Below are 12801 nucleotides of genomic sequence, written 5' to 3'. Positions count from 1 at the left end.
AGCCGTTCGCGCACGCCAGCACGATGCGCGCGCGGACGGCCAGCCCCTGCGCAGTCGAACGGCGTCTGGCCCAGTTCTCCAGCGTCAGCCGCTCGACCTGCGACAGCACAACAGGTTCCAGCCGGGTATCGCCCATGCTCACAGAACAGCGCGAACCCCCGCTCTGCCGCGGGCGAACACCGCAATCTGAAACAGGGGACGCCTCACGTGGCGACCCACGACCTCAAAACCAGGTCACTAGAAGGCGTCCGGCGCGGGCCCGGGGAGGGTCAGGACGGCCAGCGCCCCACCGCCGGGCGCGCCCCGGAACTCCAGCCGCGCGCCGATCACCTCCGCCTGGCCCACCGCGATGGTCAGCCCCAGCCCGTGGCCCTTGCCCGTGCCCACCCCGGTGGTCCGGAACCGCTGCGGGCCGTGCGCCATCAGGTACTCCGGGAACCCGTCGCCGTGGTCCCGTACGGTCACCACCGGGCCGTCCACCGTCAGCACCACCGGCTCCCGCCCGTGCTTGTCCGCGTTGGCCACCAGGTTCCCCAGCACCCGCTCCAGCCGGCGCCGGTCCGTCTCCACGTGCGCGTCCCGGACGACCACCACCTCGGTCCGGGTGCCGGAGGCCCGCACCACACGCCGCGCGAGGCGCCCCAGCTGGTGCAGGTCCGTCTCCACCACCTCGCGCCCCGAGTCCAGCCGCGAGATCTCCAGCAGGTCCTCGGTCAGTCCGCGCATGGTGCGCACCCGCTCCCGGACCATCTGCGTCGCCCGCCCCTCCGGCAGCAGCTCCGACGCCGCCTGCAGGCCCGTCAGCGGCGTGCGCAGCTCGTGGGCGACGTCCGCCGTGAACCGCTGCTCGCTCAGCAGCTTCGCCTGGAGGGTCCCGGCCATCGTGTCGAGCGCACCGGCCACGGTCGCCACCTCGTCCTGGTGCCGGGAGGGGTCCTTCGTGCGCGGATCGTCCACGCGCGCGTCCAGATCGCCCTGCGTGATCCGCCGGGCCACGCTCGCCGTCTGGTGCAGCCGCCGCGTCACCCGGGTCACCGCGAAGGCGCCCACGAGCAGCGTCCCGCCGATGGCGAGCACGGACGAGCCGATGATGGCGTTGTCCAGGCCGTTGATCGTCCGCGTGCTCTGCGAGTAGTCCACGGCCGCGGCCAGCACCTTGCCGTCCGCCGGGGCCGCCGCCCACATCGTCGGCCGGCCCCGGTACTCGGCCACCATCGTCGCGCGCTGACCGGACAGGGCCAGCGCCCGCAGCTCCGGGGGCAGCCCCGCCGGGTCGATGCCCGTGCCGGGCCGCAGCGCCTCGCCGGCCTCGTAGTCGCGGGACACGTCCTGCAGCCGCTCCAGGGCCTTGTCCCGCGCCGCGGCGACGGTCTGCCGGGTGACCTGCACGTGCACCAGCGCGCCGAGCACGGCCGCGAGCGCGCAGCACATGACGACGATGAACAGACCGGACTTCCAGGTCAGCGTGGCCGTCCACGAGGGCAGCCGGCGCCGCAGCCACCTCACGGGGTCGCCTCGGCGGACGGCCGTGGCGGGCCCGACGGGGAGGGGCTCTGCGGGTGCCTGCCCGGCAGCCGTACGATCTGCTCGCGCGTCGGCAGCATCGTCCGCTGCTTCTCGTCCCAGGACCACGCGGTGATCAGCTCGTAGCCCGGATGGCCGCTCGGCACCCGCAGGACCACGTCCTGACCGGCCAGGTCCACGGTGACGACGGTCTGCGTCGTCGCCATGATCCGGTTGAGGCGTCCGTCCGGGTCCGCCGTGTACGCCCGTACGGACATCATCCGGTCCGGCAGCTCGATGCCGACGACGAGCTCGTCGAGGCCGTTGCCCGTCAGGTCGCGGTAGTACGGGGCCAGCACCGGGCACTTCTCGCGCGGCTGCCCCGCCTGCCCGCACGCCTTGATCGCCGCGACGGTCTCCGGGGGCATCCCGTCCGGGCCGACGTCCGTGTTCGGGTGGGCGGCCAGCTCCGCCTGGACGAGGGCCACCGGGTCGACCTCGTGCACGTTCTGGTTCTTCACGGGCGCCAGCCCCCGCACGTACTCCGCAGGCGCGCCCCCGGGATCGGCGGGCGGTACGGAGGCCCCGCGGTGCGAGGGCCACAGGTGTACGGGGCCGCTCGCGGTCGGGGTCGCGCCGGCGGCCACCAGGCCGCCCGTGTCACCGCAGCCCGAGAGCAGGGCCAGCAGCGGGATCAGCGGGAGGGCGAGCAGGGCACCGCGGGAGCGGGGTCGGAAGCGGGCTCGGAAGGGGGCCCGGGAGGCGGCGACCGGGAAGGACAACGTACGCACGGCCGGTTCGGCCTCCTCTCCACGGGCACGACGCCTCATCACCGGCGCATCTTAACCTTATGCGGAGATATGACCGGTTCGGGCCGATCGTGAGCGGCCCCGCGGTTCAGCTCTCGCTCCGGCCCCGGCGCAGCATGGCGAAGCCGAGCCCGGCCGCGCCCGCGGCCGCGATGCCGCCGCCCGCGGCGAGCAGCAGGACGCCCTCGCCCGGCCCGTCGGCCAGCGTGTCCAGGGTCCCGTCGGCGAGCGTGCGGGCGTGCCCGGCCGAGGCCTGCACGACCCGGCCGTCGCGGACCCCGGTCTTGTACCCGTCGGAGACCGGCGTGGCGGTGTGGCCGGCCGCGGCGTCCGTCTCGCCGACCCAGGAGGAGAGCCGGCCGTCGGGCCGCAGCGCCGCGTGGAGCGGGCCGGACCGGCCGAAGCCGGCCAGGCCGTCGTGGCTGGTCAAGGTGGCCGTCTTCGCGCCTTCGGCGGTCAGGATGTCCGCCTGGAAGCCGCCCGCGGCGACCCGGTAGACATTCGCCCTGGACATGCCGTCCGCGAGGGCGAGGCTCTTGACCAGGGTCCGGGGCGCACCCGCGGAGCGCGCCGCCGAAGCGGCGGGCACCCCCTCGGCGAGGGCGGCCGCGGCGGGCAGCGCGAGGAGGGTTCCGGCGCAGACGGTCACTGCGGCGGCTCGTACGAGAGTGCGGCGGTCGACGGTGCTCACGGGAAGTCCTTCGGTCCGGTCCAGGTGCGACAAACCTAGGAGTCCGCTGTGTCGGGACGGCGATGAACTTGTAACAGGCACCCGGCGGAGTTCCGTAGAAGCTGTTACACGACCGAGAACTCCGCCGGGGGATTGCCGGGAGCCGTGCGGACTGCTCCCATGTACGGCGGGGGGTGAGGTCCATGCGGGGACTCAAGGTGCTGCCGAGCGGCCGCCCCGGCCGCGGCCGGCTCTACGTCAACCTGCCCGACGGCCAGGCCGTGGCCTGGTACGACCGGCAGACCAACCGGATCAGCGTGCTCGCCGACCAGCACCGCGAAGCGGTGGTGGCGGCGTTGCGCCCGTACATCGCGGGCCCGTTCACGATCGGTCCACCGCCGGTGCCCTCACCGGCCGACCTGCGCAGACTCACCCTCCCGCCGGACGAGGACCTGGCCCCGAACCGCCCCGGCGAACTCCTGCTGGGCGAACTGGAACACGGCTCGGCGGGCGCCCGGAGCCGGCACCGGCTCCGCCAGGACCTGACGGCCCAGCAGCGCATGGGCGACCTCCTCGACTCCCTGGAACCGGACGGCTGGCGGGTCCTGCACGGCCTTCCGCTCCCGGGTCTCGGCCGCATCGACCACCTGATCATGGGCCCGGCGGGGATCTTCTGCGTCCGCACGCTTCCCGGGCGCAGGCAGCGCGCGGCCGTCGGGGACCTGCTGCTGACGGTGGGGCGCACCGAGCCGCGCCCGGACCCGCGCTGGATACGCCGGGCGGCCGCGGCGGCCACCCGGGCGCTCGCGGCCCCGGTGCTGCCGGCCCTGGCCCTGGTCGACGCCTCCCGCGTCGAGGTGGCGCCGACGGTCCGTGACATCCGCGTCCTGGAGCCGGCGACGGCCGCGGCGCACCTCGCGTCCGCCCCGGCCACCCTCAAACCCCCGGACGTCGAAGCCCTGTTCACCCAGGCCCGCGACACCCGCACCTGGCTCCCGCCCCTCCCGCACCGGCCCCGCTCGCGGTCGCGGTCGTTCACGGCCCGCAAGCCCGGGAGCGGCCGTTAGGAAGTGTCCCGGGATCGGGCCGGACACCCCCTAGGGGCGCAGCGCGCGGGGGCCCTTGCCGAGGCGGCGGCGCAGCAGGGCCCGCAGGGCGCCCGGGCTCTCGTAGCCGACCCGGCGGGCCACCGCCGCCAGCGGCAGGCCGGTGGTGCGCAGCAGGTGCTCCGCCTGCTCCACCCGCAGGTCCTGCACCAGCCGGATCGGCGGGCAGCCGAGCGTGCGGGCGACCGTGCGCTGGAGGGTGCGTTCGCTGACTCCGAGGTCGCGGGCCGCCCCGGCGATGGACAGCGGCTCGGCGATGCGGGCCCGTACCCACTGCTCGAAGGCGGCCACCAGCGGATCGTGGCGGGCCAGGGCGCTGGGGATGGCGTACGCGGCCTGCGAGGCCCGGTCGTCGACCACGAGGTAGTGCCGCACGAGGTCGGCGAGGGCGGGGCTGCGCATCCCCACGATCGCCAGCGCGAGGTCGAGGTGGCTGAACGCGGCCCCGGCGGTGGTGATCCCGTCCGAGGTGGTGACCATCCGCGTCTCGTCCACGACGACCTCGCGGTAGCGCTCCCGGAAGACGGGCGCGAGCCACCAACTGGTGGTGGCCCGGCGCCCGTCCAGCACCCCCGACTCGGCGAGCAGGAACGTTCCGGTGCACGACGTGGCGAGGGGGGTGCGGCGCTCACGGGCCTCGGCGAGCAGCCGGCGCGCGGTGCGGTGCCCGGCGGAGGACACCGTCTCCACCAGCGCCTCGGGGCGGCGTTCCATGAGGGCGGGTACGACGAGGAGGTCGGCGTCCTCGGCGGTGCGTGCGGGCTCGGTGTCGATCCGGTGGCCCAGGCCGGTGCGGACCGTGCGCCGGACGCCGACGGTACGGATGTCGAAGGCGGGCGGTGGGGCACCCGGCAGCCGGCCGCGCAGGGCATTGGCCGTGTGCAGGACGTCGAGGACGGCCGAAACGCCGGAGTCGAACACCCCGTCGAGGACCAGCACTGCGGTTTTCACCGGCTCACCCTAGCGGGCGGGAACGGAGTACGGGGCTGTCGGAATCGGTGTGCAACGTGCCGGATCCGTCACTCCCGCGGCAGCCGGACCGCGCCTAGGCTCGGATCATGACCACGCCCCGGACCACCCCGTACGCCGGTACCGGCACCGGCACCGCCGCCGCTCCCGCCGCTCCCGCCGCTCCCGCTGCTCCCGCTGCTCCCGCCGACCGCTCCCGCACCCACACCTGGCACTCGCGCCCGGAGCCCACCCCGGAGATCCTGGGCATGAGCGGCCTGGAGATCCTCCGGGCCTGCCTCAAGGGCGATCTCCCCGAGGCGTCGATCATGAGCACGCTGGGCTTCCGGCTGGCGCAGGCCCAGGAGGGCTCCGTCGTCTTCGAGGGGGATCCGGGCGACCACCTCCTCAACCCGATGGGGACGGTGCACGGAGGGTTCCTCGCCACGCTCCTCGACTCGGCGCTCGGCTCGGCCGTGATGACCCGGCTCCCGGCGGGCACCACGTACACGACCGTGCAGCTGGGGGTGCACATGATCCGCCCGGTGCTGGCGCGGACGCCCACGCTGCGGTGCGAGGGCACGGCCCTGCACGTGGGGCGGACCACCGCGACGGCCGAGGCGCGGGTGACCGGCGCCGAGGACGGCAAGCTGTACGCGCACGCCACGACCACCTGCGTGGTCCTGCGGCCCTGACCGGCCCCCGGCGGGCCCTCAGGCCGAAGCCCGCTTGCGCGGGGCCGCCTTCTTCGTCGTGGCGGCCGTCTTCTTTGCCGAGGCCGCCTTCGACGTGGACTTGGCGGTGGACTTGGTCGCCGTCGACTTGGCCGAGCCCGCCTTCGAGGTGGTCGCGGTGGACTTCGCCGCCGTCGACTTGGCCGACGCGGTCCTCTTCGTACCGGCGGCCGTCTTCTTCGCCGCGGACGTGGACTTCTTCCCGCCCACCGCCTTGGGCGCCGCCGCCGCCGTCTTCCGGCGGATCGGGGTGACCTGCGCCTGCTTCGCCTCCTGCTTCGCCTCCCCGCGCGAGGCCTTCGCCGCGTTCACGCTCTTCTCCAGCGCCGCCATCAGGTCGATGACCTTCCCGCCGGCCGGCTCCACCTCGGCCTCCGCCGGAGGCTCGAAGGCGCCCTGCGACTTCGCCGAGATCATCGCCTCCACGGCCTCCCGGTACTCGTCCGTCAGCGAGTCCATCTCCACCTCGCCCAACGTCGCCATCAGCGCGTCCGCCAGGTCCAGCTCGGCCTCCCGCACCGACACCTTCCCCTCCGGAGCCACCCCCTCCGGCACCCGGATCTCGTCCGGCCACAGCAGCCCGTGCATCGCGATCACGTCGTCGACCACCCGCAGCATGCCCAGCCGCTCCCGCCCGCGCAGCGCGTACTTGGCGATCGCGACCTTCCGGCTCCGCTTCAGCGCCTCCCGCAGCAGCGTGTACGGCTTCGCCGCCGTCGGCCCGTTCGCCGCGAGGTAGTACGCGGCGTCCATCTGCAGCGGATCGATCTCGTCCGCCGGTACGAACGACACGATCTCGATCGTCTTCGCCGTGGCGATCGGCAGCTGCGCCAGGTCCTCGTCCGTGATCGGGATGATCGACCCGTCCGCCTCCTCGTACCCCTTGCCGATCTCGGCGGTGGCCACCTCCTCGCCGTCCAGCTCGCACACCTTGCGGTAGCGGATCCGTCCGCCGTCGCTCAGGTGGATCTGGCGAAAGGAGATCGAGTGGCTCTCGGTGGCGTTCACCAGCTTGATCGGAATGCTGACCAAGCCGAAGGAGATCGCCCCGTTCCAGATGGATCGCACGGTTCCTCCCGATTCATGGCAATCTCATCGTATGACGCCGATCACCATGGTGGAGGGGCGTCGCATCCCGCTCTCCAACCTCGACAAGGTCCTGTACCCCGAGACCGGTTTCACCAAGGGCGAGGTGCTGCACTACTACGCCACCGTCGCGCCCTCGCTGCTGGCCCACGTCCACGACCGGCCGGTGTCGTTCCTGCGCTATCCCGACGGCCCGGACGGCCAGCTCTTCTTCACGAAGAACCCCCCGCCCGGCACGCCCGCCTGGGTGAAAACCACCCCCGTGCCCCGCTCCGAGGACCTCTCCGCCGAACAGGTGGTCATCGCGGACCTGCCCTCCCTCATGTGGGCCGCCAACCTCGTCGTCGAGTTCCACACCCCCCAGTGGCCGGCCGGCGCCGCGGCCGTCGCCGACCGGCTGATCATCGACCTCGACCCCGGCGCCCCCGCCACCGCCGTCGAATGCTGCGCCGTCGCGCTGTGGCTGCGCGAGCGCCTGGCCGCCGACGGCCTGGAGGCGTACGCCAAGACCTCCGGCTCCAAGGGCGTGCACCTGGCCGTGGCCCTGGAGCCGACCCCGTCCGACCGGGTGTCGGCGTACGCCAAGGGCCTCGCCCAGGAGGCCGAACGCGCGCTCCCCGACCTCGCCCTGCACCGCATGGCCAAGGCCCTGCGCCCCGGCAAGGTCTTCGTCGACCACAGCCAGAACGCCGCCGCCAAGACCACCGCAGCCCCCTACACGCTGCGCGCGCGGGCCCGGCCCACGGTCTCCGCCCCCGTCTCCTGGGAGGAGGTCGCGGCCTGCCGCACCCCCGCCGACCTGGTCTTCCTCGCCGACGACATCCCGCCGCGGCTGGAGCGCGACGGGGACCTCTTCGCCCCGCTCACCGACCCCGGCCGCGCCCACCGGCTGCCCGCACCCCCCGGGGGCCGGCCGTGATCCGCGTCGCGCTCGCCGCCACCGTACGGACCCTGCCGCGCGGGGACGGCCTGGCGTACGAGCCCAAGTTCGACGGCCACCGCCTCGTCATCGTGCGCACCGCCGAGGACGTGGTGCTCCAGGCGCGATCCGGCCGCATCGTGACCGCGGCCTTCCCCGATCTGGCCGCCGCGGCCCGGCGGTTGCCCGCCGAGACCGTCCTGGACGGCGAGGTGGTGATCTGGCACGGCGGCCGTACGGACTTCGCCCTCGTCCAGCGCCGCGCGGCGGCGGCCTCGGCCGCGCGGGCCGCCGTGCTCGCCCAGAGCCTGCCGGCCTCGTACGCGGCCTTCGACGTGCTCGAACTGGCCGGGCTGGACGTGCGCGGGCGCACCTACGAGCGGCGCCGGGCGCTCCTGGTCGACCTGCTGCTCCCGTTGGGCCCCCCGCTGCAACCGGTCCCGATGACGACCGACCCGGAGCTGGCCGCCACGTGGTACGAGACCCTGCCGGCCAGCGGCATCGAGGGCCTGGTGGTCAAGCGGCTGGACCAGACGTACCCGGCGGGCCGGCGCGGCTGGCAGAAGCTGCGGCACACGGAGGTCCGGGACGCGGCGGTCGTCGGGTACACCGGCACCCCGCGCCGCCCGCTCGCACTGGTCCTCGTCCTGCCGGCCGGGGACGAGACTCCGCTGGTGTCGAGCCCGCTGACGGCGGCCCTGCGGGCGGAGGTGGCGCAGGCCCTGGCGGAGCGCGACGGCCCCGTCCGCCCCCCGGCCGGGGCCACGGTCACCGCGATCGGGCTCGGCGAGGTGCCGTACCGTCCGCTCGACCCGCCGCTGACGGCCGAGGTCCGCCATCCCTCGACGGCCCGGCACCCGCCGCCGGAGGTGCTCCGGCTGCGGACGGAACCGTGAAACCCGCGACCCGCGCCGTGGCGCGGGTCGCGATGGGCGCGGCGGGGACCGCGGGGCAGAGGGTGCGTCAGGCGTTCCCGCTCGGCTTGTAGACCGGCGGCTCACCGTGCGGGGGCTGCTGCGGCCCCGGGTACTGCGGCGGGTTCCGGTACCCGGCCTCCCGCTCGGCCCGGGCCTCCTCCTGATGGCTGTTCGTGGTGGAGCCGAAGTTCCCGTAGCCCTGCATCTCGTGCGGGCGCAGGCCGCCTTCGGGAATCTCCACGCTCTCGCGCTCCTCGCGGACCTCGTGGACCGCGCCGCCGGCCGGCAGGTGGGGCTGGCTCTCGGCGGTCGGCGGCGGGGGCTCCTTGGCCCGGACCCGCTGGCCGAGCCTGAAGGCGCCCAGCAGGAAGCCGACCACGATGATGCCGACGACCAGGAACCACGCGATGCTGCTCAGGGTCTGGTCCAGACTCAACGTCATGTCCATACGCACCATTTTCCCGCATTGATGCCTGTTTCACCCTGGACGCGGGGAGGTCCTCCGATCAGAGGACCGGACGACTACCGCACCGGATCGAGGGCAGGCGCAGCGGCGACCAGCCGGAAGGAGCCCGAAAATGCCCCGCGGATCTTCACCCAAACGGGAACGCCAGTACGAGCACATCAAGGAGAGCGCCGAGGAGCGCGGCGAATCCGAGGAACGTGCCAAGGAGATCGCCGCCCGGACCGTCAACAAGGAACGGGCCCGGGCCGGCGAGTCCGAGACCGCGAGCAAGCTGTCCCTGGAGGACATGTCCTCCGGACGGCGCGGCGGCCTGCACTCCCATTCGGGCGCGCAGGGACCGACGTACGAACAGCTCTACGCGGAAGCCAGGCGCCGCAACATCCACGGCCGCTCCGACATGAACAAGACGCAGCTCAAGCGCGCCCTCGGCGGCAGCTGAGCGGGCCCCGCCGACACCTCCTAGCGCAGCGGTCCGTCCGAATCCCGCAGCGCCCGGACCTCGTACCCACCGAGCACGGCCAGGATTTCCGCGCAGATCGCCAGAGCCGTCTCCGGAGGCGTCCGGGCGCCCAGGTCCAGGCCGATGGGCCCGTGCACCCGCGCCGTCTCCGCCTCGGAGACCCCCGAGGCCAGCAGCCCCTCGCGGCGCCGCGAGGTGGTCTTGCGGGAGCCGAGGGCGCCCACGTACGGGATCCCGAGCGCGAGCGCGCCGCGTACGGTCGGCACGTCGAACTCCGGATCGTGGCTCAGCATGACCAGGCAGGCGGCGTCCCGGCGCGCCTCCAGCAGCTTCTCGGCCTCGGCGACGGAGCCGACGACCCCGGCCCCCCAGCCCAGCAGCAGGGCCTGCGCCTCGATGATCTCGGCGAGCTCGCCGCCCCCGCCGATGACCACGTACGGGGCGGACGGGTACGCCTCCACGAACACCAGACCGCGTTCCCCGTACAGCGCGTCCCGCCCGGGCCGGCGCGTGGCCAGCAGCTCGCCGGCCCGCCGCTCGGCGTCGTCGGTCGGCGCGTCGACGGCCCGTACGACCTCGCTCACCGCGTGTTCGGCCCGCTCGTCGAGCCGGGTCACGAGCGCGACGCCCACGCCCTCGCCGAGCAGCTCCCACCAGGCGGCGGGCACGGCCGACAGCGGCTGGAGCAGGATCTCGGCCCGCCCGCCACAGGTCAGCTTCGCCGCCACGGCCTCGTCCGCCCCGACCGAGACCTCGTACACCCGCGCCGTGGCCCCCGCGGCCACCGCCGCGGCCTCCGCCACCAGCTCGGCGTCGAACACCCCCCGGTACAGGGCCCCGACGCACTCCCCGCGCGCGTCCACGAGCAGGGCCCCCGCCGGGTCCCGCGGCCCGAACCCCTGCTCCGCCACCGGCCGGGCCAGGAACGCGGTCCGCCCCTCGGCCGCCCACTGCCGCGCCGTCTCCACCAGCTCACGCATCGCGCCGCCCCATCCTCATCGTCAGAGCCCGCCCCAAAGCACCAGGTCAGCGGCGCGGGCGAGGCCTCACGGCCAACCTACGCACGCTCCCCACCCCTACCCACCCCCCAAAACCCACAGACCCGGACCCGCCTCCCTCGTACAGACCACCGGACGCGCCGCCGCAGCCGAGTTGCACGCGGGCGCCCGGAGGCGTTGTTTCGAAGTACGGCACAGACGTCGGGGACGACCCTTGGGGATGACCCGCAATGCTCTTCACGGACCGCGACGAAGCAGGCCGACGACTCGGCACGGAGCTGGCGAGGTACGGGGCGGACCGCCCCGTGGTGCTGGGGCTGCCGCGCGGCGGGGTCCCGGTGGCCTTCCACGTGGCCCACGCCCTCGGCGCCCCGCTCGACGTGATCGTCGTCCGCAAGCTGGGGGTCCCGTACCAGCCCGAGCTGGCGTTCGGCGCGATCGGTGAGGGCGGGGTACGCGTGATCAGCGAGGACATCGTCCGGCGCGGGCGGCTCACCCCGCGCGACATCGCCGCCGTGGAGGAGGCGGAGCAGGCGGAGCTGACCCGCCGGGCCACCCGCTACCGCGCGGGCCGGCCGCAGGAGGATCTGCACGGCCGGACGGTGATCGTGGTGGACGACGGCATCGCCACCGGCGCCACCGCTGCCGCCGCCTGCCAGGTGGTACGGGCGCAGGGCGCGGCCCGGATCGTCATGGCGGCCCCGGTGGCCCCGCCGGACGCGCTGGCCCGGGTGGGCGCGGTGGCGGACGAGGTGGTCTGCCTGGGCTCGCCGCCGGGGTTCTCCTCGGTCGGCCAGTGGTACCGGGACTTCTCACAGACCCCGGACGAGGAGGTCGTCTCCCTGCTCGCCCAGTCGCCGAGGCGGCCGGCCCCGGCGGAGCAGTCCGGGGTGGAGGTGGCGGTCGAGGCGCCGGGTCTGCACCTGCCCGGCGAACTCACCCTCCCGCCGGGTGCGGGCGCGGTGGTCGTGTTCGCGCACGGCTCGGGCAGCAGCCGGCGCAGCCCCCGCAACCGCCGGGTGGCGGCAGACCTGAACCGGGCCGGTCTGGGCACGCTGCTGTTCGACCTGCTCACCCCGCCCGAGGAGGCCGACCGCTCGAACGTCTTCGACATCGACGTCCTGGCCGCCCGCCTCGCGGCCGCCACGGCCTGGCTCGGCACCCGGACCCCGGTCCCGCCGGCCTACTTCGGGGCCTCCACGGGGGCGGCTGCCGCCCTGGCGGCCGCGGCCGACCCGGACTCGCCGGTCTACGCGGTGGTCTCCCGCGGCGGCCGCCCGGACCTGGCCGGATCCCGCCTCGCCGGGGTCCGCGCGCCCACGCTCCTGATCGTCGGATCGGAGGACCGCCAGGTCCTCGCCCTCAACCGCGAGGCCCGGGACCGGCTGCGCTGCGAGAGCCGCCTGGAGGTCGTGCCGGGCGCCACCCACCTCTTCGAGGAGCCCGGAGCCCTGCGCCGGGTGTCCGCCCTCGCCGAGCACTGGTTCACCACCCACCGCCCGCGCCCCGGGGGCCCGCGAGCGCAGGGGTGAACCCGGGCCTCAGACCAGCCAGCCCGCGTCGCGGGCGATGCGGATCGCGTCCACGCGGTTGCGGGCCTTCAGCTTCATCACCACGGTGGTCAGGTAGTTCCGCACCGTCCCGGTGGACAGGTGGAGCTCGCCGGCGATCTCGGCGGCCTCCGAGCCCTGCGCCGCCATCCGCAGCACCTCGGTCTCGCGGTCGGTCAGCGGGCTCTCCAGCCCGTTCCACGCGGCGACGGCCAGCTTGGAGTCGATGACCCGGTGCCCGGCGACCACCCGGCGGATGGCGCTGGCCAGTTCCTTCGGAGAGTCGTCCTTGAGGAGGTAGCCGGAGACCTGGGCCGCCAGGGCCCGGCGCAGCGTCCCGGGGCGGCCGAGGCTGGTGAGCATCAGCGTCCGGCACTCCGGCAGGTGTTCGTGGATCTGCATGGCCGCGCTCAGCCCGTCGAGCCCGGGGAGGTCGATGTCGATGATCGCGATGTCCGGCCGGACGCCGAGGGCGGCGGCCAGGATCTCGTCCCCGCGCGACAACTCGCTGACGACCTCCAGGTCGTCCTCCAGGTCCAGCAGGGCGACGAGCGCGCCGCGCACCATGTGCATGTCCTCGGCCAGCAGGATTCTGATCACCGTGACGAGCCCCCCGTCCGCGCGGTCGATCTTGT

The 12801-nt window shown here is 74.6% G+C and carries 14 protein-coding genes and 1 pseudogene; 6 read left to right on the top strand and 9 right to left on the bottom strand.

Annotation, left to right across the window (positions count from 1 at the left end):
* From AB0M92_RS07610 to AB0M92_RS07595, 4 genes and pseudogenes are all read right to left on the bottom strand, one after another.
* Positions 1-136: pseudogene (locus AB0M92_RS07610) on the bottom strand (IS630 family transposase); the annotation flags it as partial.
* A gap of 101 nt (positions 137-237) precedes the next feature.
* Positions 238-1497 (bottom strand): HAMP domain-containing sensor histidine kinase, encoded by a 1260-nt coding sequence (locus tag AB0M92_RS07605; RefSeq protein ID WP_366101173.1) that lies wholly within the window; start codon positions 1495-1497, stop codon positions 238-240.
* A gap of 5 nt (positions 1498-1502) precedes the next feature.
* Positions 1503-2294 (bottom strand): hypothetical protein, encoded by a 792-nt coding sequence (locus AB0M92_RS07600; protein WP_366101149.1) that lies wholly within the window; start codon positions 2292-2294, stop codon positions 1503-1505.
* A 106-nt stretch (positions 2295-2400) separates the two neighbouring features.
* On the bottom strand, positions 2401-3003 hold the full coding sequence (locus AB0M92_RS07595; protein WP_366101148.1) for a hypothetical protein: 603 nt from the start codon (positions 3001-3003) through the stop codon (positions 2401-2403).
* Between the two features lie 182 nt (positions 3004-3185).
* Between AB0M92_RS07595 and AB0M92_RS07590 the strand changes: the two genes are divergently transcribed.
* Positions 3186-4049, top strand: a complete 864-nt coding sequence (locus tag AB0M92_RS07590; RefSeq protein WP_366101147.1) for a nuclease-related domain-containing protein — start codon at positions 3186-3188, stop codon at positions 4047-4049.
* A gap of 30 nt (positions 4050-4079) precedes the next feature.
* Here the strand turns inward: AB0M92_RS07590 and AB0M92_RS07585 are convergent, their stop codons facing one another.
* Complete coding sequence (locus tag AB0M92_RS07585; protein WP_366101146.1) at positions 4080-5039, bottom strand: helix-turn-helix domain-containing protein; 960 nt, start codon at positions 5037-5039, stop codon at positions 4080-4082.
* 107 nt (positions 5040-5146) lie between these two features.
* Here AB0M92_RS07585 and AB0M92_RS07580 point away from each other — a divergent pair, with 107 nt between their 5' ends.
* Positions 5147-5731 (top strand): PaaI family thioesterase, encoded by a 585-nt coding sequence (locus AB0M92_RS07580; protein ID WP_366101145.1) that lies wholly within the window; start codon positions 5147-5149, stop codon positions 5729-5731.
* An 18-nt stretch (positions 5732-5749) separates the two neighbouring features.
* Here the strand turns inward: AB0M92_RS07580 and AB0M92_RS07575 are convergent, their stop codons facing one another.
* Positions 5750-6838 carry a Ku protein gene (locus AB0M92_RS07575; protein ID WP_366101144.1) on the bottom strand — a complete coding sequence of 363 codons (1089 nt, stop codon included), beginning with the start codon at positions 6836-6838 and terminating at the stop codon, positions 5750-5752.
* A 31-nt stretch (positions 6839-6869) separates the two neighbouring features.
* On the opposite strand from AB0M92_RS07575, the gene ligD reads away from it, so the two are divergent.
* Together ligD and AB0M92_RS07565 are read left to right on the top strand one after the other, a co-directional pair.
* On the top strand, positions 6870-7775 hold the full coding sequence (gene ligD, locus AB0M92_RS07570) for a non-homologous end-joining DNA ligase (RefSeq protein ID WP_366101143.1): 906 nt from the start codon (positions 6870-6872) through the stop codon (positions 7773-7775).
* Positions 7775-8671, top strand: coding sequence for an ATP-dependent DNA ligase (locus tag AB0M92_RS07565; RefSeq protein ID WP_366101172.1), 897 nt, complete (start codon positions 7775-7777; stop codon positions 8669-8671). The genes ligD and AB0M92_RS07565 overlap by 1 nt, the downstream gene beginning before the upstream one ends.
* A 67-nt stretch (positions 8672-8738) precedes the next feature.
* Here AB0M92_RS07565 and AB0M92_RS07560 read toward each other — a convergent pair whose 3' ends face one another.
* Positions 8739-9140 carry a DUF6479 family protein gene (locus AB0M92_RS07560; protein ID WP_366101142.1) on the bottom strand — a complete coding sequence of 134 codons (402 nt, stop codon included), beginning with the start codon at positions 9138-9140 and terminating at the stop codon, positions 8739-8741.
* 130 nt (positions 9141-9270) lie between these two features.
* Between AB0M92_RS07560 and AB0M92_RS07555 the strand changes: the two genes are divergently transcribed.
* Positions 9271-9597 carry a plasmid stabilization protein gene (locus AB0M92_RS07555; RefSeq protein WP_366101141.1) on the top strand — a complete coding sequence of 109 codons (327 nt, stop codon included), beginning with the start codon at positions 9271-9273 and terminating at the stop codon, positions 9595-9597.
* Positions 9598-9617: 20 nt separating this feature from the next.
* Here AB0M92_RS07555 and AB0M92_RS07550 read toward each other — a convergent pair whose 3' ends face one another.
* Complete coding sequence (locus AB0M92_RS07550; protein WP_366101140.1) at positions 9618-10598, bottom strand: XdhC family protein; 981 nt, start codon at positions 10596-10598, stop codon at positions 9618-9620.
* Positions 10599-10846: 248 nt separating this feature from the next.
* Between AB0M92_RS07550 and AB0M92_RS07545 the strand changes: the two genes are divergently transcribed.
* Complete coding sequence (locus tag AB0M92_RS07545) at positions 10847-12148, top strand: phosphoribosyltransferase family protein (RefSeq protein ID WP_366101139.1); 1302 nt, start codon at positions 10847-10849, stop codon at positions 12146-12148.
* Positions 12149-12157: 9 nt separating this feature from the next.
* Here the strand turns inward: AB0M92_RS07545 and AB0M92_RS07540 are convergent, their stop codons facing one another.
* Positions 12158-12766 carry a response regulator transcription factor gene (locus tag AB0M92_RS07540; RefSeq protein WP_366101138.1) on the bottom strand — a complete coding sequence of 203 codons (609 nt, stop codon included), beginning with the start codon at positions 12764-12766 and terminating at the stop codon, positions 12158-12160.
* Positions 12767-12801: the final 35 nt, after the last annotated feature.

This window comes from Streptomyces sp. NPDC051582, assembly GCF_040681715.1.
GTDB lineage: Bacteria > Actinomycetota > Actinomycetes > Streptomycetales > Streptomycetaceae > Streptomyces.
This window is presented reverse-complemented; position numbering and strand designations above follow the sequence as displayed.